Raw genomic sequence first — 22,759 nt, 5'->3', positions numbered from 1 at the left:
GTCAGAATCGCCGTTGTTACAAATTGGCTTCAGGAGAACCATGACGCAAGCTGCAGCACGGACCGACAAGATCCTGGTCGTCGACGACGACGCCCGCATCCGCGACCTGCTCCGCCGCTACCTCACCCAGGAAGGCTTCGAAGTCATCCTGGCCGAAGACGGCAAGGCACTCAACCGCCTGATGCTGCGGGAGACCGCGGACCTGATCGTGCTGGACCTGATGATGCCCGGCGAGGATGGCCTGTCCATCTGCCGGCGCCTGCGCGCGGCCAACGACCGCACCCCGATCATCATGCTGACCGCCAAGGGCGAGGACGTGGACCGCATCGTCGGGCTGGAGGTCGGCGCCGACGATTACCTGGGCAAGCCTTTCAACCCGCGCGAACTGCTGGCGCGCGTGCACGCGGTGCTGCGCCGCCGCCCGGCCCAGGAAGCGCCCGGCGCGCCCTCCTCCGACAACGAGGTGGTGAGCTTCGGCCCCTTCGCCTTCGACCTGGGCGCCCGCACGCTGCGCAAGAACGGCGAGGAACTGCCGCTGACCACCGGCGAATTCGCGATGCTGAAGGCCCTGGTGCGCCATCCGCGCCAGCCGCTGTCGCGCGAAAAGCTGGCCCAGCTGGCCCGCGGCCGCGAGTTCGAACCCTTCGACCGCAGCCTGGACGTGCAGGTCTCGCGCCTGCGCAAGCTGATCGAAGCCGACCCGGCTTCGCCGCGCTACATCCAGACGGTGTGGGGCGTGGGCTACGTGTTCGTGCCGGACGGCGCGGGCTGATCGACTGATCCACCGGGAAGCGTGACAGGACCGCCACGCTGCGGTCCAATCCCACCATGATTCGAGCTACGTCGGCGCACGTGGAACCTACCGGCCCCGCGCCGCTGGAAACCGCGCCCGCGCCCCTGGAAATGCGGCCCCGCGTGGGCCTGTCGCTGTTCTGGCGCACCTTCTTCCTGCTGTCGCTGCTGCTCATAGGCTCCATCGTGGCCTGGCTGCAGACCTTCCGGGCCCTGGAATTCGAGCCGCGCGCCGTGCAGACGGCGCAGCAGATCGCATCGCTGGTCAACCTGAGCCGCGCGGCGCTGGTCCATGCCGACCCGATCGCCCGCGTCTCGCTGATCAAGACCCTGGCCGATCAGGAAGGCGTGCGCATCCTGCCGCGCGAGCCGAAGGACAAGTGGGCGCCGCTGACCGGCAGCGCCATGGACCGCCGCATCGTCGAGGAGCTCGTCGGGCGGCTCGGCGCCGGCACCATCATGGCGAGCAGCGTCAATGGCGACGAAGGCCTGTGGATCGGCTTTCGGATCGAGCGCGACATGTTCTGGATGCTGCTGGACCGCGCGAAGTTCTCGCAGGTCGGTGGCAAGACCTGGCTGATCTGGCTGATCACGGCGGCGGCGCTGTCGCTGGCCGGCGCGGCGGTGATCGCCAGGCTGATCAACCGGCCATTGAAGCAACTGTCCTTCGCCGCCAGCCGGGTGCGTGACGGCGACTTCGACGCCAGCCGCCTCGACGAGAAGGCGGTGACCAGCGAGATCCGCGAGGTCAACATCGGCTTCAACCGCATGGCGCAGCAGCTGGCCAAGATCGAGCAGGACCGGGCCGTGATGCTGGCCGGCATCTCGCACGACCTGCGCACGCCGCTGGCCCGCCTGCGGCTGGAAACCGAGATGAGCGTGGCGGACGCCGACGCGCGCGACCACATGGCGGCCGACATCGACCAGCTCGACGCCATCATCGACAAGTTCCTCGACTACGCCCGCCCCGACCACGCCGAGCTCAAGCCCGTGGTGCTGAACGATGTGATCGAAGCGTGCATGTACGCCATCGAGGACCATGGCGACATCCGCGTCAACGTCGACCTGCCCAGGAACCTGACGGTGCTGGCGGACGAAGTGGAACTGGCCCGCGTCATCAGCAACCTGCTGGAAAACGCCCGCCGCTATGGCAAGACGCCGGAGACCGGCATCGCCGTGGTGGACATCGCCGCCCGCGCCCGCAACGAATGGGTGCTGCTGAAAGTGCGCGACCACGGGATGGGCGTGTCGGCGGAGGCCCTGCCCAACCTGGTGAAACCCTTCTTCCGCGGCGACGCCGCCCGCACGGCGGCCACCGGCGCCGGCCTGGGCCTGGCGATCGTCGACAAGACGGTGCAGCGCATGGGCGGCATCTTCGCCCTGGCCAACACCACGTCAGGCGGCTTGGCAGCGCACATCAAGCTGCAGCGGCCGCGGATGATGCCGCCGGTGCCGGGCGGCGGCAACGTCGAAGCGCAGAAGGAAAAGGCGCCCGTCGCCTGAACGGGTTCAAGCCACCTGCCGCCGCTGCTCCGCCTCCAGCGGCGCCGGCATCGTGTCCAGCTTGTGCTGCAGCTGCCGCACGTCGGTGATCAGCCGCTCCGCGATCAGCTCGGAGACGTGGAAGGCGAACTTCGGGTTGGTGAAGTACAGCTCCTTGAAGGCATCGCCGCGGATCTTCATGACCAGGCAATCGGTGACGCAGCGTCCCGTGAGCGTGCGCGTGCGGTCCGGCGCGAAGAAGGAGATCTCGCCGAACAGCTGCCCCTTGGGCTGGTAGGTGCCGATTTCCTCCCATTCCAGCTCGCCGTCGATCAGCAGGAACAGCGCGTCGGCGGGGTCGCCGCGGCGGAAGATGACGGTGCCCGCCGAAAAGCGCTTGGCCTTCATGTAGGGCTTGAGCCAGACGCCGGACAGGTCCTTGTGCTGCACGGCCTCCTCCACCTGCCGCGTGACCCGCATGATTTCCGCGAGCCGCACGCAGTTGACCGGGAACAGGATCAGGTACAGGACCACCAGCGCCCCGTGCGGCGCGGTGACGGCGCCGGCGAGCAGGAACAGGTTGCTCATCGCGGTGAAGAAGCGCAGCCGCACCATCGTGCGCATGAGGCTGGCGACGATGAGGAGCGCCACGCCCAGCAGCGTTGCCACGATGCTCACGACGCCCCGCACGGTTTCCAGGGGCCGTGTCAGGTCCGCAATCACGTTGGCGAGAAGGTCGCCCATGCGAACGCTTATAGGATCGCCCAGGAGGCGTGTCAACGCACCAAAGGGGAAAGGGTACCCACCTTGCGCGATGCCGGCCTTCGTCGCAATCTTGCAGGCATGGAAACGCCCGCCAGCCGACTCCAGCACCGCCTGCTCGCCATCCTCGCGGCGGACGCGGTGGGCTACTCGCGGGCGATGTCCGAGGACGACGTCGGCACCCTGGCCGCGCTGGAAACGGCGCGGGCGCACTTCCGCGCCTCGGCGCAGGAGCATGGCGGCCGGGTCGTGGACACCGCCGGCGACTCGGTGGTGGCCGCGTTCGACACCGCCACCGGCGCCGTGCAGGCGGCGGCGCAAGTGCAGGCTCGCATGGCCGAAGCCGTGCTGGCCTTTCGCGTCGGCGTTCACCTGGGCGACGTCCTCGTCCAGCCGGACGGCACGCTGTACGGCGAAGGCGTGAACGTGGCGGCCCGGCTGCAGGCGCTGGCGGACACCGGCGGCGTGCTGGTGTCGGGCGCGGTGCGCGCGGCGGTGCGCCCGGAGATCGCCGCGCGCCTCGCCGACCGCGGCGAGCACCGCGTGAAGAACATCGAGCATCCGGTCCGTGCGTTTGCGCTGCGTCCCGATGGCGCCGGGCCGGACGCCGCTGCCGCCTTTGCCGCCGACCGCGAGATCCAGGGCTTCGGCGGCCGGCCGGCGCTGGCCGTGCTGCCCTTCGACAACCTCAGCAACGACCCCGAGCAGAGCTACCTGGCCGACGGCATCGCCGAGGACCTGCTGACGCGGCTGGCGCTGGCGCGATGGCTGCCCATCATCGGCCGCAACTCGTCTTTCGCGTACCGGGGTGGCAACGTCGACCTGAAGAAGGTGGGCGCTGAACTCGGCGCGCGCTACCTCGTGGAAGGCAGCGTCCGCAAGGCCGGCGAGCGCGTGCGCATCACGGCCCAGCTGATCGACGCCACCACGGCCCACCACGTCTGGGCCCAGCGCTACGACCGCGTGCTGACGGACATCTTCGCCGTGCAGGACGAGATCGTGCAGGCCATCCTGGACGCGCTCGAGGCCTCGGTGGACGCAGCGGAGATCAGCCGCGTGCGCGGCCGCTCGCCGCGCGAGCTGGGCGCCTGGGAGCTGCACCACCAGGCCCTGGGCCACATGGCGCGGCCGGACCGGGAGGCCTTCGAACAGGCCATCGCGCTTTTCACGGAAGCGGCGCAGCGCGATCCCAGCTTTGCCGCGCCCACGGCGATGGCAGCCGTCGCGCTGTACTTCTGCGGGATGCTGGGCTGGCGCCCGGTGGCGGAAACGCTCGCGGAATGCCGCACCCTCTCGCTGGAGGCGCTGCGCCGCGACCCCGAGCATCCCACGGCGCTGGCCACGGCGGCCGCGATCGCGGTGATCGCCGGACAGCACGCCCATGCCCGCGGTTTCGCAGCCCAGGGCGTGGCGATCGATCCCAGCCATGCCCTGGGCCATTACATCCTGGGCTGGGTCCTCATGCTGGAAGGCGACGCCGCCGCCAGCGCGGCAGAACTCGAGACGGCGCTGCGCCTGAACCCGAACGACATCTTCGCGCCGATGATGCTGGCCAGCCTGTCCGGCGCGCACTACATGAAGGGCGACTTCACGCCCGCCCGCGAGGTCGCGCTGGTCGGCGTCGCCCGCGCGCCCGAATACCCGCTGAACCACCGCGCGCTCGCCAATGCCTGCGGCATGCTCGACCAGCAGGAGCTGGGCCAGGCCGCCCTGGAGCGCTTTCTCGAACTCTCGCCGCAGTACACCGAAGACGTGGCGCGGCGCACGGTGCCCTTCGCGGCCCCGGCCGATTTCGACCGCTACATGGAAGGCCTGCGCCGGCTCGGCTGGCCGGCCGCCTGAGGGCCCGCATGGAACCGGCCGCCACCGCAGTCCAGCACCGCCTGCTCGCGATCCTCGCTGCCGACGCGGTGGGCTATTCGCGCCTGATGTCCCAGGACGACGTCGGCACGCTGCGGGCGCTGGAAGCGGCGCGCACCCTCTTCCGGCAGGCCGCGCAGGAGCATGGCGGCCGGGTGGTGGACACCGCCGGCGACTCAGTGGTGGCAGCCTTCGACACGGCCACCGGCGCGGTGCAGGCCGCCGCGCAGGTGCAGGCGCGGGTCGCCACCGGCCCCGAGCCCATGGCGTTTCGGGTCGGCATCCACCTGGGCGACGTCATCGTGCAGCCGGACGGCACGCTCTATGGCGAAGGCGTGAACGTGGCGGCGCGCCTGCAGGCGCTGGCGGACACCGGCGGAATCCTGGTCTCGGAGGCGGTGCGCGCGGCGGTACGTCCCGAGATCGCGGCGCGCCTGGCCGACCGCGGCGAGCACGCGATGAAGAACATCGAGCGGCCGGTACGGGCCTTCGCGCTGGACGGCGCGCCAGCGCCGGCGACCGCCGCCTTCTCGGTGGCGCGCGAAGTCCAGGGCTTCGGCGGCAGGCCGGCGCTCGCCGTGCTGCCCTTCGACAACCTGAGCAACGATCCCGAGCAGGCACACCTGGCCGATGGCATCGCCGAGGACTTGCTGACCCGGCTGGCGCTGGCGCGCTGGCTGCCGGTGATCGCCCGCAATTCCTCTTTCGCCTACCGCGGCGGCAACGTCGACCTGAAGAAGGCCGGCGCGGAACTGGGCGCGCGCTACCTGCTGGAAGGCAGCGTGCGCAAGTCGGGCGAGCGCGTGCGCATCACCGCGCAGCTGATCGACGCTTCCACGGCGCACCACATCTGGGCCCAGCGCTACGACCGCGTGCTGACCGACATCTTCGACGTGCAGGACGAGATCGTCGAAGCCATCCAGAGCGCGCTGGAGCCGGCGGTGGACGCGGCGGAGATCGTGCGCGTGCGCGGCCGCCCGCCGGGCGACCTGGGCGCCTGGGAGCTGTACCACCAGGCGTTGTGGCACCTGGGGCGGCTGGAGCCGGAAGCCTTCGAGCAGGCGATCGCCCTCTTCCTGCAGGCGGCGGAGCAGGACCCGTCCTTCGCCGCGCCGGTGGCGATGGCCGCCGACGCCCGCTATTTCAGCGCGGCGCTCGGCTGGCGGCCGACCGCGGAGGCCTTCCCGGAGGCCTTGCGGCTGTCACGCGAGGCGCTGCAGCGCGACCCCGAACATCCCACCGCCTTGACGACCGCGGCCGCGGCGGCCGCCGTCACTGGCAAGCATGCGTCCGCGCGGGAGCTGGGGGAGAAGGCCGTCACGGTCAACCCCAGCAACGCGCTGGGCCACTACGTGCTGGGATGGATCGAAATGCTGCAAGGCGAACCCGCCGCGGCGGTGCGCGAGGTGGAGACTGCATTGAGGCTGAGCCCCAACGATCCCTTCGCGCCCATGATGCTGGGGACGCTGTCGGGCGCGCACTACATGAACGGCGACCCGGCAGCCGCGCGCGACGTGGCCCGGCTGGCGATCGAGCGCTCGCCCGATTACGCCCTGCACTATCGCTCGCTGGCGAACGCCTGCGGGATGCTGGGGCGAGAGGAGGAAGGGCGGGCGGCGCTGGCACGCTTCCGCGAGCTGGCGCCCCACCATGACGAAGCCCTGTCGCGGAACACGATGCCGTTCGTGAATCCGATGGACTTCGAGCGCTTCATGGAAGGCGTGCGGCGTTTGGGATGGGACGCGCCGGTCAAGCCGTAAGCAGCACCACCGCCCGCGCCTCGATGCTCTGCCCCATGCCCACCGGCCCCATCTTCTCCGCGGTCTTGGCCTTCACGTTCACTTCAGCCGGCTGGAGATCCAGCGCCTCGGCGATCCGCACCCGCATCGCCTCGATGTAAGGCGCCAGCTTCGGCGCCTGCGCCACGATCGTGCTGTCCACATTGGCGATGTTCCAGCCGGCCTGGCGCACGCGCAGCGCCGCTTCGCGCAACAGCACGATGGAATCGGCGCCGCGGAAACGCTCGTCGGTGTCGGGGAAATGGCGGCCGATGTCACCCAGCCCGGCGCCGCCGAGAAGCGCGTCGGTGATCGCGTGCAGCAGCGCGTCCGCGTCCGAGTGGCCCAGCAGCCCGCGGTCGAAGGGAATCTCGACGCCGCCCAGCAGCAACCTGCGGCCGGGCACCAGCGCGTGCGTGTCCCAGCCTTCGCCAACTCTCAACTTCATCAGCGGTTTCGGCCGCGGAGCACCGCTTCGGCCATCTGGAAGTCCTCGGGATAGGTGACCTTGAAGTTCTGCGCGCCGGCTTCCACCAGCAGCGGCTTCAGCCCCATGGCCTCGATGGCGCTGGATTCGTCGGTGATCTCGTCACCGGCGGCCTCCAGGGCCTGCCGCAGCATGCCCAGGCGGAACATCTGCGGCGTCTGGGCCTGCCACTTGTTGGCGCGGTTGACCGTGGCGGCGACGCGGCCGTCCTCGCCGATCTTCAGCGTGTCGGGCAGCGGGTGCGCCAGCAGGCCGCCCACCTCGTCGTTCGCGCAGGTGTCGATGAGGCGGTCGATCAGCTCCGGCGTGACCAGGCAGCGGGCGGCGTCGTGCACCAGCACCCAGTCGCCGTCGACGGCGCCGGCGCGGCGCAGTTCGCGCAGGCCGTTGGCCACGCTCTGGGCGCGCGTGGCGCCGCCACAGGTCACGACCAGGGCGGAGGTGGTGGGGTTGCGCTCGAAAAAGCCGTCGGTGGGCGCCACGACCACCAGCGTGCGGGCGATGCGCTTGACGCCGGCAAAGGCCGACAGGGTGTGCCAGACCAGCGGCTGGCCGGCCACGCGCTCGTACTGCTTGGGCCCGGCGGTCCCGGCCCGGCTGCCATTGCCGGCGCAGGGAATCAGGGCGAAGAAGCGGGGAGTAGTTTGGTTCATGTCCGTCGCTTTCATTCTAAGGAAATCACAGGCTTGCCCCCGGTCAACCCATTGGCTCCGGGTTCACCCTAAAATGCTCGCACACCCCGCCTTCTTCAAGCGCGGGGTGTTTGCATTTTCTTTTCGCCCGCATGGATTTACCCAAGCTCACTCCTGGCCGCCGGATGACGTTGCCGCGGCCCACCGGCTCGGCCGATGCACTGCTGCTCGCGCGGGTGGCCCAGCGCGAGCGCGAAGCCCAGCGGCTGACCGCCATCGTCACGGCCGACGCCAACGACGCCCAGCGCCTGCTCGACGAACTCGCCTTCTTCGCGCCGGAACTGCGCTGCGCCCTGTTTCCCGACTGGGAAACCCTGCCGTACGACCAGTTCTCGCCCCACCAGGACCTGATCAGCGAGCGCCTGGCGACGCTGTGGCGCATCCTGCAGCGCGAGGCCGACGTCGTGCTGGTGCCCGCCAGCACCGCGCTGTACCGGCTGGCGCCGCCCGGCTTCCTGGCCGGCTACACCTTCCATTTCCAGCAGGGCCAGAAGCTGGACGAGGCTCGCCTGAAGGCGCAGCTGACGCTGGCAGGCTACAACCATGTGACGCAAGTGGTGAGCCCGGGCGAATACGCGGTGCGCGGCGGCCTCATCGACCTGTTCCCCATGGGCTCGCCGGTGCCTTACCGGGTCGACCTGTTCGACGACGAGGTCGACTCCATCCGCACCTTCGATCCGGACACGCAGCGCAGCCTGTACCCGGTGCCCGAGGTTCGGCTGCTGCCGGGCCGCGAGTTCCCGATGGACGACGATGCGCGGGCGCGCTTCCGCAGCCGCTGGCGCGAGCTGCTGGAAGGCGACCCGACCAAGAGCCGCATCTACAAGGACATGGGCAACGGCGTCGCCACCGCCGGCATCGAGTACTACCTGCCGCTGTTCTTCGAGGACACGGCCACGGTGTTCGACTACCTCGGCGAGGCTTCGACCGTGGTGCTGCATGGCGACCTGGAGCCTTCCTTCCAGCGCTTCTGGCAGGACACGCGTGACCGCTACCGCCTGGTGCAGGGCGACCCCGAGCGGCCGGTGCTGCCGCCGGACGCGCTCTTCCTCAGCTCCGAGCAGTTCTTCGTGCGCGCCAACGCGCATGCGCAGCTGGCGCTGAAGTCGATTCCGCAGGAGGACGGCTACGCCGAATTCCGCCGGCTGCCGAACATCTCGGTCGTGCGCGGCGCGGAAGACCCGCTGAAGAACTTCAAGTACCACGCGGAGCAGAGTTCGCACCGCGTGCTGGTGCTGGCCGAAAGCGCCGGCCGGCGCGAAAGCCTGCTGGACTTCCTGCGCGCGAGCCACCTGACGCTGCCCGCCTTCGACTCGCTGGCGGAGTTCCAGGCCAGCGCCGAAAAGCTGGGCATCGCCACCGCCGCCGTGGCCCAGGGCTTCGCCTGGCAGGACGAGGAGATCGACCTCGTCACCGAGACGGAGTTGTTCGCCTCCGCGCCGACCGCGCGCCGCCGCAAGAAGCAGGAACAGGTCAGCGACGTCGACGCGCTGATCAAGGACCTGTCGGAGCTGAACGTCGGCGACCCCGTGGTCCACGCGCAGCACGGCATCGGCCGCTACAAGGGCCTCGTGAACCTGGACCTGGGCCAGGGCAACACCGAATTCCTGCACCTGGAGTACGCCGGCGACGCGACGCTGTACGTGCCGGTCAGCCAGCTGCACCTGATCTCGCGCTACACCGGCGTCGGCGCCGAGGAAGCGCCGCTGCACAAGCTGGGCTCCGGCCAGTGGGAAAAGGCCAAGCGCAAGGCGGCCGAACAGGTGCGCGACACCGCGGCCGAACTGCTGAACCTCTATGCGCGGCGCGCGGCGCGGCAAGGCCATGCCTTCCGCTATTCGCCGCAGGACTACGAGCAGTTCGCCAACGACTTCGGCTTCGACGAGACGCCGGACCAGAACGCCGCCATCCACGCGGTGATCCAGGACATGGTGTCGCCGCATCCGATGGACCGCCTGGTCTGCGGCGACGTGGGCTTCGGCAAGACCGAGGTGGCGCTGCGCGCCGCCTTCATCGCCATCACCGGTGGCAAGCAGGTGGCCTTCCTCGCGCCGACCACGCTGCTGGCGGAGCAGCACTACCAGACCCTGGTGGATCGCTTCAGCAAGTGGCCGGTGAAGGTGGCGGAGATGAGCCGCTTCCGCAGCACCAAGGAGATCAATGCCGCGGTGAAGGGGCTGGAGGACGGCAGCATCGACATCGTCGTCGGCACGCACAAGCTGCTCTCGCAGTCGACCAAGTTCAAGAACCTGGGCCTCCTGATCATCGACGAGGAGCACCGTTTCGGCGTGCGCCACAAGGAGGCGGTCAAGGCCATGCGGGCCGAAGTGGACGTGCTCACGCTGACCGCTACACCGATCCCCCGCACCCTGGGGATGGCGCTGGAAGGCCTGCGCGACCTGTCGGTGATCGCCACCGCACCGCAGCGGCGCCTGGCGATCAAGACCTTCGTGCGCAACGAAGGCAGCGGCGTCATCCGCGAAGCCGTGCTGCGCGAGCTGAAACGCGGCGGCCAGGTCTACTTCCTGCACAACGAGGTCGAAACCATCCAGAACCGGCGCCAGCAGCTGGAAGCCCTGCTTCCGGAAGCCCGCATCGCGGTGGCCCACGGCCAGATGCCGGAGCGCGAACTGGAGCGCGTGATGCGCGACTTCGTGCAGCAGCGCTTCAACATGCTGCTGTGCTCCACCATCATCGAAACCGGCATCGACGTGCCGAGCGCCAACACCATCGTCATGGCCCGCGCCGACAAGTTCGGCCTGGCGCAGCTGCACCAGCTGCGCGGCCGGGTCGGCCGCAGCCACCACCAGGCCTATGCCTACCTGATGGTGCCGGACGTGGAAGGCCTCACCAAGCAGGCGGCGCAGCGGCTCGAAGCGATCCAGCAGATGGAGGAACTCGGCTCCGGCTTCTACCTGGCGATGCACGACCTGGAGATCCGCGGCGCCGGCGAGGTGCTGGGCGAGAACCAGAGCGGCAACATGCTGGAGGTGGGCTTCCAGCTCTATAACGAGATGCTGTCGGAAGCGGTGAAGTCGCTGAAGGCCGGCAAGGAGCCCGACCTGCTGTCGCCGCTGTCGGTCACCACCGAAATCAACCTGCATGCGCCGGCCCTGCTGCCGGACGACTACTGCGGCGACGTGCACCTGCGGCTGTCCTTCTACAAGAAGCTGGCCACGGCGAAGAACGTCGACCAGATCGACCGCCTGCTGGAGGAAATCGTCGACCGCTTCGGCAAGCTGCCGCCGCAGGCGCAGTGCCTGATCGACGTGCACCGCCTGCGCGTGCTGGCGCGGCCCTATGGCGTGGTGAAGGTGGACGCGGCGCCGACGGTGATCCACATCACCTTCAAGCCGAATCCGCCCATCGAGCCCTTGACGATCATCCAGCTGGTGCAGAAGAACAAGCACATCAAGCTGGCCGGAAACGACAAGCTGCGCATCGAGAAGTCGCTGGTCGACGCCAAGGACCGGGCGCAGATGGTGCGGGACGTGCTGAAGTCGCTGGGGACGCCGAAGGCCACCGAGACGGCCTGATTGCGCCGCATCAAGTGCGGCGCCGTCCGGCGCCGACACAATGCGCCGGTGATCGCCGAATCCGCCATCGCTCTGCTCGCGCTGGGCGCCGCCGCGAGCGTCCGCCCCTGGTCGCTGCTGGCGCGCGCGCCGGCGCTGGCGGGCCCGGTGCTCGCGACCCTCGCCATCCTGCCCTGGCTGTGGGCGCTGCCGGTACTGCACCACGCGCCGCTGCAACTGCAATGGTCCGGCGCGGTCCTGGTGCTCCTGATGCTGGGCTGGCCGCTGGCCATCCCGGTGCTGCTGCTGGTGGGCGCGCTGGCCTGCCTGGTTTCGCCGCTGACGGCCGCGGCAGCCCTGGGCATCGCGGTCTGGCAGGGCGTGGTCCCGGCCACATTGGCCTTGCTGCTCGGGGCGGCCCTGCGCCGCTGGCTGCCCGCGAATCCTTTCGTCTACGTCCTCGGACGCGGCTTCCTCGGCGCGGTGCTGTGCCTGTTCGCCGCCGGCCTGCTGGCGCAGGAGTTCGGCGCGCCGCTGCCGGGCATCTCGCAGGAGCTGGGCGCCGTCGCCCGCTGGCTGATGGCCTGGGGCGACGCCTTCGTGACCGGCATGCTCACCGCGATCTTCGTGGCCTTCAGGCCGCAGTGGCTGCTGACCTGGTCGGACCGCCGCTACCTGCGGCAGTAGTCACCAGCTGCGTTGCGCTTCCCGCTGCAGCAGCTCGGGCCGCAGGATGCAGGTGACCAGGCCGTGGCGTTCCAGCAGCCGCCGGCTCTCCAGCCGGTCCAGCGCTTCGCCGGTGGCCCCGTCCGCCAGCCCCAGGTAGCCGGCGATTTCCGCGGGGGACGCCACCAGCCGCAACTCCCCTACCGGCGCGCCGTGCACCCGCAGTCGCAGTGCCACCAGCGAGAGAAAGGCAGCGACGCGGCGCAGCGGGGCGAGGCCCGCCAGCCAGGCGGACTGCCCGCGCTCGCGCACGATCTCGCGGCTGGCCATGTCCCACAGGCGCGCCTGGTAGGCCGCGGTCTGGCCGCCGTCGCGCGCCATCCAGCGAATCGCGCAAAGCTCGGAATCCTCCAGGGCGACCACCATGCCGGCATCGCGCAGGCCGCCCAGCCCTTCGGCGGCTGCGAGTTCACCCGGGAAGTGGAAGGCGCGCACCTGGCCATCGGGGGCGACCGATTTCAGCGCGCCTTCGTGCACCACGTGCAGGACACCGGGCCCGGCGGCTCGCGGATCCAGCCTCTGGCCAGCGCGCAGGCGCTGCCGGCCCGCCAGCATGCCCCGCAGCAGCCGGGTGCCGGCTTCGGCCGCCAGGCTGCCGACGCAAAGCCGCCGCACCGGGCAAGCCATGCACAGGGTCGCCGCGGGCCGTTCCGGCTCCGCGATCGCCACATCCTTGCCCCAGGAGTCGGTGTGCTCCCTGAAGTCGTCCATGCGAGTCCCTTCCTGCCCCTGCCTGCGTTTCCTGCGCGACAGGTGTCATTGACCAGCTTTACATGATGGATACAGTCGAGCGCGCCGTGCTATGTACAAGTACCTAGCGGGCCTCCGTACTTGAGGCCGCTTCAAGGTAGGCGGGAAGCGTAGGCGATCAGTTCGGAGCCGCTGCGCAGCCCCAGCTTGCGCTTCATGTTCGCGCGGTGGATGTCCACCGTACGGGTGCTCAGTTGCAGCACCAGCGCGATTTCCTTGGTCGTCTTGCCGCTGCGCAGCAGTTCCAGCACCTGCAGTTCGCGCGCGCTGAGCGAAGCGACGCCGGCGTCCGACTGCTGCCGGACGGCCGCATTGCGCCGCAGGTAGCGGTTGACCAGCTTCGAGTTCAGCCGCGGGCTCACCCAGCTGCCGCCGTGCAGCACCGTCAGGACGGCCGGCACCAGGTTCGCCTGGACGTTGCCTTTCATGAGGTAGCCGTGGGCGCCGAGGGCCAGCGCCTGCTCGCCGTACAGCAGTTCGTCCTGCATCGACAGCACCAGCAGCGCCCGGCCGGCCTGGGCCTGCGCCAGCGCGCGCACCGTGTCGACGCCGTTGGAATCGCCCAGGCCCATGTCGCTGATCACCAGGTCGGGCTGCAGGCGCCGCACCTGTTCCAGCGCGCCGCGCAGGCAGTCGGCCGAGCCCACCACGTGGACTTGCGGGCAACGTGCCAGCAAGGCCTCCAGGCCGAACCGGACGATGTCATGGTCATCGATGATCAGGACGGAGTGCACGCAGCTCTCCCGGACTACGGCTTCATCATAGGCCGGCGGAGCGCAGCCGTGCAGATGCGAAAATCGCATTCATGCCGTCCGAAATTTCCCCCGGCCTGGTCATCCAGGGCTTTACGCCGCCGTTGCGCCTTTCCGACTTCCGCCTGGTCGCCTTCGACATGGACTCCACGCTGATCAACATCGAGTGCGTGGACGAGATCGCCGATGCCGTCGGCAAGAAGGAAGAGGTGGCGGCCATCACCGAAGCCGCCATGCGCGGAGAGATCACCGACTACAAGGAAAGCCTGCGCCGCCGCGTCGCCCTGCTCGAAGGCGTGACCGTCGCCGACATGGAGCAGGTCTACACCCAGCGCCTGCAGCTGAACCCCGGCGCCGAGGCGCTGGTGCAGGCCTGCAAGGCCGCCGGCCTGAAGGTGCTGCTGGTCTCCGGCGGCTTCACCTTCTTCACCGACCGCATCCGCGACCGGCTGGGCATCGACTACACCCGCTCCAACATGCTGGAAGTGCGCTCCGGGCCCAACTGCGGCGAGCTGACCGGCCGCATGGTGGACCAGGAATGGGGCGACATCTGCGATGGCGCCGAGAAGCGCAAGATGTTCCTCGAGACCTGCGCCAGGCTGGGCATCAGCCCCGGGCAGGCCATCGCCATGGGCGACGGCGCCAACGACCTGCCCATGATGGGCGAGGCCGGCCTGTCGGTGGCCTACCACGCCAAGCCGAAGGTGCGCGAGCAGGCGATGGTGCAGATCAACGCCGGCGGCCTCGACCGCCTGCTGGAAGTCCTGCGCTAGACGTAAGGCACGACGTTCGCGCGCATGCGCGCGACGTACTCCTCTTTCTCGCCGACCGGCGCGACGTAATGGATCGCGTCCTCGGCGGCCGGCATGCCTTGCAGCCGCGCGATCACCCAGGCGGCGAGGTATTGCGAAGCGAGGCAGCCGCCAGCCGTGGCGACGTTTTCCCGCGCGAACAAGGGCTGGTCCAGGACGGACACGCCGGCCTCCTGGACCCAGGGCTTGGTGGTGAGGTCCGTGCAGGCCGGCACGTCCCGCAGCAGCCCCAGCTTGGCCAGCACCAGCGTGCCCGAGCATTGCGCGCCCAGCAGCTGCCGCTGCGGATCGAGCCGCAAGCGCGCCATCAGCGCCGGATCCGCGACGACATCGCGGGTGCGGATGCCGCTGCCGACGACCACCGCATCCGCCCCTGCCGCATCTTCCAGCGTGGCCTGCGCCTCCAGCAGCACGCCATTCATCGACCGCACCGTGGGCGTCGGGCTGGCGATGGAAACGCGCCAGCCGGGCGTCCTGACCCGGTTGAGGATGCCCAGGGCGATCAGCGAATCCAGCTCGTTGAAGCCGTCGAAGGTGAGGATGGCGATGTGCATGCCGCGATCCTAGGCGGCCGCACCAATACAATCAAATGATTGTCATGGATACATCCCCGCATGCGCCCTCCCCGCTACAAGGAACTGGTCGACCGCCTCGCGGCTGACATCCGGGCCGGCCGCCTGCGGCCGGGGACCCGCCTGCCCACCCACCGCGAGCTCGCGGCGCGCGAAGGCCTCGCGCTCGTGACCGCCACTCGTGTCTACGCCGAACTGCGCGCCATGGGCCTGGCCAGCGGCGAGACCGGCCGCGGCACCTTCGTGAAGGAGACCTCGCTGCCCTTCGGCCGCCAGGGCATCGACCAGCAGGCGCTGGCGGCGGACATCGCGGACCTGAACTTCAACTACCCGTCGCTGCCCGGCCAGGCGGAGATGTTGCGGACGGCGCTGCGCCAGCTGGCCACGGCCGGCGACCTGGAAGCGCTGCTGCGCTACCAGCCCCACGGCGGCCGGCTGCACGAGCGCGCCGCGGTCGCCCGCCACCTGGGCAAGCGCGGGCTCGCGGTGGACGCGGAGCAGGTCCTGCTCACGAACGGCGCCCAGCATGGCCTGGCGACGGCGGTGATGGCGCTGCTGCAACCCGGCGACGTGGTGGCCACGGACGCCCTCACCTATCCCGGCTTCAAGGTCCTCGCGCAGGCGCATCGCCTCGAGCTCGCGCCGGTGCCGGCCGCGGGCGCGGGGCCGGACCTGGATGCGCTGGAAGCGCTGTGCAGGCGCCGCAAGGTGAAGGCCGTCTACGCCATGCCGACCCTGCACAACCCGCTTGGATGGGTCATGGGCGCGAGCCGCCGCCGCGAACTGGTCGCCCTCGCCCGCCGGCACGACCTGGCCCTCCTCGAAGATGCTGCGTATGCCTTCCTCGCCAAGGACGCGCCGGCGCCGCTGGCGGCACTCGCGCCCGAACGCACGGTCTACGTCTCCGGCTTCTCGAAGAACGTGGCCACCGGCTTGCGGGTCGGCTTTCTGGCGGCCCCGCCGGACTGGAGGCCCGCGCTGGAGCGCGCGATCCGGGCGACGACCTGGAACGCGCCCGGCGTCATGACGGCCATCGCGTGCAACTGGTTGGAGGACGGCACCGTCGCCCGGCTCGAAACCGAGAAGCGCCGCGACGCGGCGAAGCGGCAGGCGATCGCCGCCGAAAGCCTGGGCCCGCTGGAACGCGTGGGCCATCCCAACTCCTACTTCCTGTGGCTCCCCTTGCACGAAGAGGCACGCGCGGACCCGATCGCAGCCGCCCTGATGCGCGAGCGGATTTCCGTTTCCACGGCGGAACCCTTCGCCACGACGCCGCAGCCGCCGCACGCCCTGCGCCTGGCCCTGGGCTCAGTCCCGCTGGACCGGCTGCGCGAGGCGCTCGCCGCGGTCAGGTGGGTCGTCGAGGCTCACTCGCTGGGAGCCGCACGGTAAACACCGTGCCCTCGCCCTGGCGGCTCGCCACGGCGATCGTTCCGCCGTGCATCTCCACGGCGTTCTTCACGATCGCCAGCCCCAGTCCCGTGCCCGGAATCGTGCCGACGTTGCCGGCCCGGTGGAAGGATTCGAACAGGTGTGCGAGCTCGGTTTCCGGGATGCCGATGCCCGCGTCGCGCACGCGGAACACCGTGTCGCCGTTGTCGCGCGCGATGGCGAACAGCACCTCGCCACCCTCGGGCGAGTATTTCAACGCGTTCGACAGCAGGTTGCCCAACGCGTGCCGCAGCAGTTTCTCGTCGTAGCGGCCCCGTCCCAGGTCCGGCGCCATCTCGCAGCGCACCGTGGCCTTCGCTTCGGGATGCTGCAGGCGCGCTTCCTCCACCAGTTGCGCGCACAGCGCCTGCAGGTTCACCTCCGCCGGCCGGAACTCCAGCATGCGCGCATCGGCGCGCCCGAGCAGCAGCACGCGGTCGACCATGCGCGACATGCGCTGCACGCCCTGCGCGATGTTGTCCAGGGTCTCGCGCCGCTCCTGGGACGGCAGCCGCTCGCCGTAGTGGCGCAGCAGCTCCTCCGCCGACAGGATGGCCGCCAGCGGCGTGCGGAACTCGTGGCTGGTCATGGCGACGAAGCGCGTGCGCAGCGCGTTGAGCGCTTTCTGCTGCTCCAGCGCCTCGCGGATCTCCGCCTCGGACTTCTTGCGCTCCGTGATGTCCAGGAAGGTCCAGATCACGCCCGCATCGGGATCGTTGGCGCGGATGCAGCTGCCGCCCATCTCCACCCAGAACAGCCCGCCGTCGCTGCGCCGCAGCTGCAGTTCCCAGGCGTAGTTGTTGGTGGCGAGCAGCGCCGAGCGCGCCTCCACGCCGAAGCGCTCCCAGCTCTCGCGGTCCGGATGGATGTAGTCGGACAGGCGCCCCACCAGCGCCTCACGCGCGTAGCCCAGCATGTGCGCGAACTTCTCGTTCACCCACACGTGCCGCCGCTTCACCGAGAGCACGATGCCCACCACGGCGTTGTTCAGGATCGCCTCGCGCTCGGACAGGATCACTTCGCGTTCATCGAGTACGGTGCGCAGGCGCTCGCGCGAGTCGGACAGCGCGGAGACCATCGCCTGCTCCGCCGCCAGCTTGATCTGCGCCTGCTCCCGGAAGCGCCGCGCCACGTTGATGCGGTCGGCCAGCGCGAAGGACAGCAGCACCAGCTCCAGCGCGGAGCCGATCAGCAGCGCATTGGCGGTGAAGGCGTTGGACGGCACGATGCCGGTGTTGTGCAGCGACAGGACCAGCACGCCGGCCAGCAGCAGTGCCCAGGCGGCCAGGTAGTGCCGCGCGCCGGCATGGCCGCGGCGCAGCGCCAGCACGCCCGAGGTCACGAGCACGATGACGCTGATCGGCGCCAGCAAGGTCACCAGCCAGTTCGACACCACATAGGGCAGGACCAGCAAGGGCACCAGGGTCAGGCCCCAGGCCGCGGCCAGCGCCAGCAGCAGGCGGTCGATCACCGGCATGCCTTCGGCGCTATCGAGGAAACGGCGCGCGAACAGCAGCCCGAACACCGCCGCGAAGCAGAAGCCCGCCGGCGGCGACACGCTGTTCCACCACACCTGCCGCGGCCACAGGAACTGGTAGCCCAGGCCGGTGAGCGCCGCCAGCGCCAGCGCCATGCCGGCCACGAACAGCACGTAGACCAGGTAGGCCGTGTCGCGCACGGAGACGAACAGCAGCAGGTTGTACAGCAGCAGCCCCGCCAGCAGGCCGAAGTAAAGCGCCAGCGCCGCGTAGCTGGCCTGGTCGCTGCGCCACAGCGCCGCCGGCCGCCACAGCCGCAGCGGCGCCGCCACCGTGCCTTCGCTTTCCAGCCGCAGGTACAGCGTGCTGGTCGCGCCGGCCGGCAGCAGCACGGGCAACACGTGGTTGCGATGCGCGATGGGCCGGCTGGCAAAGGGTTCGAGGTCGCCGCCCACCTGGCGCCGCCAGCCGCCCTGGCCATCGGGCGAATACAGCTGCAGGTGGTCCAGCGGCGGATAGGCCAGCTCCAGCAGCCAGCCCGGGTCGCTGCCCGGCGCCGCCGCGATGCGGATGCGCAGCCAGATCGCCGCGCGCGTCAGGCCGAAGTTGGCCGCGGGGCCATTGCCCTGGTCCGGCCGGAAGCGCGCCTGTTGCGCCGGCTGCAGGATGTCATCCAGCTGCAGCCGGCCGCCCGGATCCTCCAGGTAGGCGACATAGGGACCGAGCCGGTGCTGGTCCGCCGTGCCGCTTTCGAGCACGCCTTGCGCGTGGGCCGCGGCGGCCAGCAACCAGGCCAGCGCCAACAGCCACGCGCGCGCGGTCACGCGCGTTCCACCCGCGCCCGGCCGGCCTCCACGACGAAGCTGGAGCCGGTGGCGATGCCGCTGGCGGGATTCGCCACGTCGTCCAGCAGGCGCAGCTGCACCTTCAGCGCGCCGGGCGTGAAGTCGGCGATGCCGTAGCCGCGCTGCATCGCATCGGCGTGGATGAAGTGCGGGTTGGGCGCGAGCCGGTCGGCGACCTGCTCGGGATGCTGGGTGCGCGAGGTGATGCTGGTGCCGCAGAACTCCACGCCCAGCGCCACGCTCTCGGGCCGCTGGTAATCGGCCTTCACGTGGCCCACCCAGTTCTCGTGCACGTCGCCACCGAGCAGCACCGGGTTGGAGGGCTTGTGCTGCTGCAGCGAATCCAGCACACGCTGGCGGGCGGCAGGGTAGCCATCCCAGCCGTCGTTCCACAGCGTGCGGGTCGGGCCGGGGTCGAAGTCACGCTGGCCGAACAGCGTCGACTGGCCGATGACGTTCCAGGTCGCGCCGCTGCGCGCGAGTTGCCCGTCCAGCCATTGCTCCTGCGCCGCGCCGAGGAAAGTGCGCTTGGGGTCTTCCCAGATCGGGCAGATCGCGGGATCGAGCGTGGAGGAGCCCTTGTTCGGCTTGCTGCAGGCCTGCGGGTCGCGGTACTGGCGGCAATCCAGCAGCGACAGCTGCGCGAGGCGGCCGAAGCGTTGTTCGCTGTAGATGCGCATCTCGGCGCCACTGGCCATGCCCTGCAGCGCGCGCGTCAGCACCGAGGCGCGCAGCGGCATGTGTTCGTAGTAGGCCTGGTAGGCGGCGATGCGCCGGGCGTGGAAATCGACGCCGGGCGGCTGCACGTCGCCGCCGAAATCGGCCGCATAGTCGTTCTGCACCTCGTGGTCGTCCCAGGTGAACAGCCAGCCGCAGGCGGCGTGCATGGCCTGCAGGTCGGCGTCGCTCTTGTGCATCGCGTAGCGGTCGCGGTATTGCGCCAGCGTCGCCACCGTGACGCCGTCGGTGCGCCGCACCGCCTTCGCCGCGCCGGCGTACTCGTAGATGTAGTCGCCGAGGAACAGCACGAAATCCGGCGCGTCGGCGCGCATGTGGCGATAGGCGCTGAAGTAGCCGTGCTCCCAGCGCTGGCAGGACGCATAGGCCAGGCGCAGGCGCTGCACGATCGCGTCCGGCGCCGGCAAGGTGCGCGTGCGGCCGACGGTGCTGACCCAGTCGCCCGCCATGAAACGATAGAAGTAAGGCCGGTCCGGCGCCAGGCCGGCGGGCTCCACGTGCACGGAATGCGCGAGTTCGGGCAGCGCCTCGGCCTGCCCGCGCTGCACGATGCGCGCGAAGCTTTCGTCCTCGGCCAGTTCCCAGCGCACGGTGAGGCGGGTACTGGCGAGTTCCGGCGCGACGAGGCGCGTCCACAGCACCACCGAATCGGCGGCCGGCGAGCCGCTGGCGACGCCGAGCGTGAAGGGGTTGTTCGCGATGCGGGCCTGGCTCCAGGCGCTGCGCGGCAGCCAGCCGGCGGCGGCCGTGGCGGTCGCAAGCCGCAGGAGATGGCGGCGGTCCATGAGGTTGCTCATGGGCGGAGCACTCTACCTCAAGCGGCCGCCCCGCCCATCCGCCAGCGTTTCACCAGTCCCAGCGAGCTGGCCCGCCACAGGAGGAAGCCGACGATGCTGAGGTTCAACAGGTTCCAGGCGATGCCATTGAGGAAGGCCGCGCGGTAGGAGCCGGTCCAGTCGAACACCGCCCCCGAGAGCCAGCCGCCCAGCGCCATCCCGAGCATCGTCGCCATCAGCACGGTGCCCACGCGGCCACCTGCCTCCTGAGGCGGAAAGTATTCACGCACGATCAGCGCATAGGCCGGCACGATGCCGCCCTGGAACAGCCCGAACAATCCGGAGACGACGTACAGCGACACCAGTCCGTCCGAAGGCAGGAACATCAGCAGCGCCACGCCTTGCAGCAGCGAACCGAGCAGCAGCGTGCGCAGGCCGCCGATGCGGTCGGAGATCCAGCCCGAAACCAGCCGGCTCACGACGCCCATGCCCAGCATCAGCGACAGCATCTCGGCCCCGCGCGCGGCGCCGAAGCCGAGGTCGCCGCAGTAGGCGACGATGTGCACCTGCGGCATCGACATCGCCACGCAGCAGGCCACGCCGGCCACGGACAGCAGCGCCGTCAGCAGGCCGGGCGAAAGGCCCAGCGGGTGCGCCGAAGCGTGGCTCGTGGCGCTGCCGCCCGCCGCCACCGCGACCGATTGCACCGGCGGCCGGCGCCGCAGCACCAGGGCCAGCGGCAGCATGCTCACGAGGCAGAACACGCCCATGCCGGCATAGGTGGCGCGCCAGCCGTAGCCATCGATGAAGTGCTGCATCACCGGCGGCCACAGCGCACCGGCGGTGTAGTTGCCGCTCATGCAGATGGCCAGCGCGATGCCGCGGCGGCGGTCGAACCACTGCGAGGTGTCGGCCACCAGCGGCGCGAAGGTCGCCGACGTCCCGAGCAGGCCGACGAACAGGCCTTGGGCGAGGCAGAACACCGCCAGGCTGGGCGCATAGCCGGCGCCCACGAAGCCGATGCCCAGGCCCACCGCGCCCACCAGCACGGGAACCATCACGCCGAAGCGGTCGGCAAGGCGTCCCATGAGGATGCCGCCCAGGCCGAAACCGATCATGGTGAGCGTGTACGGCACCGAGGCGTCGCCGCGGGCCACGCCAAATTCTTGCTGGATGCGTGGCAACACCACCGTGATCGAATACATTCCGCTACCACCGATGGTCATCAGCATCAGCGAGATCCCTAAGCGCCACCAGGCGTAGGGCGATTCAATGGCGGTGCTCGGAGCGGGCTGCATGGCAGCAGGATTGGAACGCAATCCCGATTGCCATCGCGCCGCTGGGGCCTAGGGGTTTCCACGAGAAGGCAAGAGGAGCAAGTTCGATGAAGTTGAAAGTGATGGCCGCGCACGCGGCGCTGATCATGGCCGCTGCCTGCGGCGCGAACGGCGCGCAGGCGGCGCAGGTGGTGGTGGGCCAGGTCGGCCCCATGAGCGGGCTGGAAGCCAGCCAGGGCCGGGCCTACGCCACCGGCATGCAGCTGTATTTCAATGCGGTCAACAAGGCCGGCGGCATCAATGGCAACACCTTCGCCCTGGTGCGGCGCGACGACAGCGGCCGGCCCGAGGACACGCTGGCCCTGACGCGCACGATGCTGGCCGAGGACAAGCCGCTGGTGCTGGCGGGCTACTTCGGCAGCCGCAACCTCGCCGAGGTCGCGCCGGTGCTGGAAAAGGAAAAGATCGCGCTGGTGGGCTATCGCACCGCGGAGATCCGCCCCGAGGCGCCCTACGTCTACAACGTGCGCGCCACCCTGCGCGACGAGGTGGACAAGCTGGCGCAGCACCTGGCCACCATCGGCATCACGCGCATCGGCCTCGTGTACGAGAACGGCCCGGGCGCGCCGGCGCTGCTGGCCGCGGCCGACGAGGCCGCGAAGAAGGCGCACAGCACGATCACGCTGAAGGTGGGCTACGAAGCAGGCACGGCGCGCGTCGCGCCGGCGGTGGAGCAGCTGCTGAAGAACCCGCCGCAGGCCATCCTGCTGGTGACCAGCGGCGCCGCGGCCGCCGCCTTCATCGAGCAGTACCGCTCCAGCGGCGGCGCCGCGCAGCTGTTCGCGCATTCCGGCGCGGACATCGAGCAGCTCTCCAAGCGCCTGTCCGAGGAGCAGATGCAGGGCGTGGCGATCGCGCAGGTGACGCCCAGCCCCTACAAGATCTCCGGCAAGCTGGCCAAGGAGTTCATCGACACCGCGTCCAAGACGCCCAACCTCGAAGTGCCGGTCAGCTACGCGATGATGGAAGGCTACATCGCCGCCCACGTGATCGTCGAAGCGGTGCGGCGCCAGGGCGCGAAGCCCTCGCGCGAAGGCGTGGTGGCGGCGCTGGACAGCATCGACAACTACGACCTGGGCGGCTACGTCGTCGGCTTCAAGGGCAACCAGCACTCCGGTTCGCGCTTCGTCGAGCTGTCCATCATCACGGGCGCCGGAAAAATCAGGCAATAAGC

At 70.0% G+C, this 22,759-nt stretch carries 18 protein-coding genes; 9 read left to right on the top strand and 9 right to left on the bottom strand.

Translation table 11 applies throughout. The features are described 5' to 3' along the window. The first annotated feature begins 40 nt into the window (after nucleotides 1-40). Both ompR and HHL11_RS16830 read left to right on the top strand, forming a co-directional pair. Nucleotides 41-772, top strand: a complete 732-nt coding sequence (gene ompR / locus HHL11_RS16835) for an osmolarity response regulator transcription factor OmpR (RefSeq protein WP_169419489.1) — start codon at nucleotides 41-43, stop codon at nucleotides 770-772. A gap of 56 nt (nucleotides 773-828) precedes the next feature. Then, on the top strand, nucleotides 829-2,295 hold the full coding sequence (locus tag HHL11_RS16830; protein ID WP_169419488.1) for a sensor histidine kinase: 1,467 nt from the start codon (nucleotides 829-831) through the stop codon (nucleotides 2,293-2,295). 6 nt (nucleotides 2,296-2,301) lie between these two features. Here HHL11_RS16830 and HHL11_RS16825 read toward each other — a convergent pair whose 3' ends face one another. Next, a complete protein-coding gene (locus tag HHL11_RS16825) occupies nucleotides 2,302-3,018 on the bottom strand; it encodes a Crp/Fnr family transcriptional regulator (RefSeq protein WP_169419487.1) in 717 nt (238 codons plus the stop codon). Nucleotides 3,019-3,117: 99 nt separating this feature from the next. Between HHL11_RS16825 and HHL11_RS16820 the strand changes: the two genes are divergently transcribed. After that, on the top strand, nucleotides 3,118-4,878 hold the full coding sequence (locus HHL11_RS16820; RefSeq protein ID WP_169419486.1) for an adenylate/guanylate cyclase domain-containing protein: 1,761 nt from the start codon (nucleotides 3,118-3,120) through the stop codon (nucleotides 4,876-4,878). Nucleotides 4,879-4,886: 8 nt separating this feature from the next. Next, complete coding sequence (locus HHL11_RS16815) at nucleotides 4,887-6,656, top strand: adenylate/guanylate cyclase domain-containing protein (RefSeq protein ID WP_169419485.1); 1,770 nt, start codon at nucleotides 4,887-4,889, stop codon at nucleotides 6,654-6,656. On the opposite strand, the gene ispF is transcribed toward HHL11_RS16815, so the two are convergent. Together ispF and ispD are read right to left on the bottom strand one after the other, a co-directional pair. After that, a complete protein-coding gene (ispF, locus tag HHL11_RS16810) occupies nucleotides 6,646-7,122 on the bottom strand; it encodes a 2-C-methyl-D-erythritol 2,4-cyclodiphosphate synthase (protein ID WP_169419484.1) in 477 nt (158 codons plus the stop codon). The genes HHL11_RS16815 and ispF overlap by 11 nt on opposite strands. Further along, nucleotides 7,122-7,814 (bottom strand): 2-C-methyl-D-erythritol 4-phosphate cytidylyltransferase, encoded by a 693-nt coding sequence (gene ispD, locus HHL11_RS16805; RefSeq protein ID WP_342593228.1) that lies wholly within the window; start codon nucleotides 7,812-7,814, stop codon nucleotides 7,122-7,124. The genes ispF and ispD overlap by 1 nt, the downstream gene beginning before the upstream one ends. Before the next feature lie 131 nt (nucleotides 7,815-7,945). Here ispD and mfd point away from each other — a divergent pair, with 131 nt between their 5' ends. After that, nucleotides 7,946-11,389, top strand: coding sequence for a transcription-repair coupling factor (gene mfd, locus HHL11_RS16800; protein WP_169419482.1), 3,444 nt, complete (start codon nucleotides 7,946-7,948; stop codon nucleotides 11,387-11,389). A gap of 48 nt (nucleotides 11,390-11,437) precedes the next feature. Next, nucleotides 11,438-12,055, top strand: coding sequence for a hypothetical protein (locus HHL11_RS16795; protein WP_169419481.1), 618 nt, complete (start codon nucleotides 11,438-11,440; stop codon nucleotides 12,053-12,055). Here the strand turns inward: HHL11_RS16795 and HHL11_RS16790 are convergent, their stop codons facing one another. Both HHL11_RS16790 and HHL11_RS16785 read right to left on the bottom strand, forming a co-directional pair. Continuing rightward, nucleotides 12,056-12,805, bottom strand: a complete 750-nt coding sequence (locus HHL11_RS16790) for a Crp/Fnr family transcriptional regulator (protein ID WP_169419480.1) — start codon at nucleotides 12,803-12,805, stop codon at nucleotides 12,056-12,058. Between the two features lie 131 nt (nucleotides 12,806-12,936). Beyond that, on the bottom strand, nucleotides 12,937-13,578 hold the full coding sequence (locus tag HHL11_RS16785; RefSeq protein WP_169419479.1) for a response regulator: 642 nt from the start codon (nucleotides 13,576-13,578) through the stop codon (nucleotides 12,937-12,939). Between the two features lie 71 nt (nucleotides 13,579-13,649). Here HHL11_RS16785 and serB point away from each other — a divergent pair, with 71 nt between their 5' ends. Further along, entirely contained in the window at nucleotides 13,650-14,369 is a 720-nt protein-coding gene (gene serB / locus HHL11_RS16780; RefSeq protein ID WP_169419478.1) for a phosphoserine phosphatase SerB, read from the top strand. Here serB and HHL11_RS16775 read toward each other — a convergent pair. Further along, nucleotides 14,366-14,962, bottom strand: a complete 597-nt coding sequence (locus tag HHL11_RS16775) for a DJ-1/PfpI family protein (RefSeq protein WP_169419477.1) — start codon at nucleotides 14,960-14,962, stop codon at nucleotides 14,366-14,368. The two genes, serB and HHL11_RS16775, sit on opposite strands and share 4 nt — an antisense overlap. Before the next feature lie 60 nt (nucleotides 14,963-15,022). Between HHL11_RS16775 and HHL11_RS16770 the strand changes: the two genes are divergently transcribed. Then, nucleotides 15,023-16,372 carry an aminotransferase-like domain-containing protein gene (locus tag HHL11_RS16770; protein WP_169419476.1) on the top strand — a complete coding sequence of 450 codons (1,350 nt, stop codon included), beginning with the start codon at nucleotides 15,023-15,025 and terminating at the stop codon, nucleotides 16,370-16,372. Here the strand turns inward: HHL11_RS16770 and HHL11_RS16765 are convergent. The 3 genes from HHL11_RS16765 to HHL11_RS16755 are packed head-to-tail and all read right to left on the bottom strand — an operon-like array spanning nucleotide 16,329 to nucleotide 21,546. Next, on the bottom strand, nucleotides 16,329-18,713 hold the full coding sequence (locus HHL11_RS16765; RefSeq protein WP_169419475.1) for a 7TM diverse intracellular signaling domain-containing protein: 2,385 nt from the start codon (nucleotides 18,711-18,713) through the stop codon (nucleotides 16,329-16,331). The two genes, HHL11_RS16770 and HHL11_RS16765, sit on opposite strands and share 44 nt — an antisense overlap. After that, on the bottom strand, nucleotides 18,710-20,269 hold the full coding sequence (locus tag HHL11_RS16760) for an alkaline phosphatase D family protein (RefSeq protein ID WP_169419474.1): 1,560 nt from the start codon (nucleotides 20,267-20,269) through the stop codon (nucleotides 18,710-18,712). The genes HHL11_RS16765 and HHL11_RS16760 overlap by 4 nt, the downstream gene beginning before the upstream one ends. Before the next feature lie 17 nt (nucleotides 20,270-20,286). Continuing rightward, the gene (locus tag HHL11_RS16755; RefSeq protein WP_169419473.1) at nucleotides 20,287-21,546 is read right to left on the bottom strand and encodes an MFS transporter; all 1,260 of its coding nucleotides are present in this window, start codon (nucleotides 21,544-21,546) and stop codon (nucleotides 20,287-20,289) included. Nucleotides 21,547-21,632: 86 nt separating this feature from the next. Between HHL11_RS16755 and HHL11_RS16750 the strand changes: the two genes are divergently transcribed. Beyond that, nucleotides 21,633-22,757 carry an ABC transporter substrate-binding protein gene (locus tag HHL11_RS16750; protein ID WP_169419472.1) on the top strand — a complete coding sequence of 375 codons (1,125 nt, stop codon included), beginning with the start codon at nucleotides 21,633-21,635 and terminating at the stop codon, nucleotides 22,755-22,757. The last annotated feature ends 2 nt before the right edge of the window (nucleotides 22,758-22,759 follow it).

It is taken from the genome of Ramlibacter agri, assembly GCF_012927085.1.
GTDB classification, from domain to species: Bacteria; Pseudomonadota; Gammaproteobacteria; order Burkholderiales; family Burkholderiaceae_C; genus Ramlibacter; species Ramlibacter agri.
The sequence above is the reverse complement of the archived record's forward strand: the minus strand, read 5'-3'. Positions and strand labels throughout refer to the sequence as shown.

Excerpts from the sequence above, each read along its gene's own strand:
- HHL11_RS16750 (WP_169419472.1), top strand. The coding sequence starts at position 21,633 with ATGAAGTTGAAAGTGATGGCCGCGCACGCGGCGCTGATCATGGCCGCT.
- ispF (WP_169419484.1), bottom strand. The coding sequence starts at position 7,122 with ATGAAGTTGAGAGTTGGCGAAGGCTGGGACACGCACGCGCTGGTGCCC.
- HHL11_RS16770 (WP_169419476.1), top strand. The coding sequence starts at position 15,023 with ATGCGCCCTCCCCGCTACAAGGAACTGGTCGACCGCCTCGCGGCTGAC.
- HHL11_RS16775 (WP_169419477.1), bottom strand. The coding sequence starts at position 14,962 with ATGCACATCGCCATCCTCACCTTCGACGGCTTCAACGAGCTGGATTCG.
- HHL11_RS16815 (WP_169419485.1), top strand. The coding sequence starts at position 4,887 with ATGGAACCGGCCGCCACCGCAGTCCAGCACCGCCTGCTCGCGATCCTC.
- HHL11_RS16755 (WP_169419473.1), bottom strand. The coding sequence starts at position 21,546 with ATGCAGCCCGCTCCGAGCACCGCCATTGAATCGCCCTACGCCTGGTGG.
- mfd (WP_169419482.1), top strand. The coding sequence starts at position 7,946 with ATGGATTTACCCAAGCTCACTCCTGGCCGCCGGATGACGTTGCCGCGG.
- serB (WP_169419478.1), top strand. The coding sequence starts at position 13,650 with ATGCCGTCCGAAATTTCCCCCGGCCTGGTCATCCAGGGCTTTACGCCG.
- HHL11_RS16830 (WP_169419488.1), top strand. The coding sequence starts at position 829 with ATGATTCGAGCTACGTCGGCGCACGTGGAACCTACCGGCCCCGCGCCG.
- HHL11_RS16820 (WP_169419486.1), top strand. The coding sequence starts at position 3,118 with ATGGAAACGCCCGCCAGCCGACTCCAGCACCGCCTGCTCGCCATCCTC.
- HHL11_RS16760 (WP_169419474.1), bottom strand. The coding sequence starts at position 20,269 with ATGAGCAACCTCATGGACCGCCGCCATCTCCTGCGGCTTGCGACCGCC.
- HHL11_RS16825 (WP_169419487.1), bottom strand. The coding sequence starts at position 3,018 with ATGGGCGACCTTCTCGCCAACGTGATTGCGGACCTGACACGGCCCCTG.
- ompR (WP_169419489.1), top strand. The coding sequence starts at position 41 with ATGACGCAAGCTGCAGCACGGACCGACAAGATCCTGGTCGTCGACGAC.
- ispD (WP_342593228.1), bottom strand. The coding sequence starts at position 7,814 with ATGAACCAAACTACTCCCCGCTTCTTCGCCCTGATTCCCTGCGCCGGC.
- HHL11_RS16790 (WP_169419480.1), bottom strand. The coding sequence starts at position 12,805 with ATGGACGACTTCAGGGAGCACACCGACTCCTGGGGCAAGGATGTGGCG.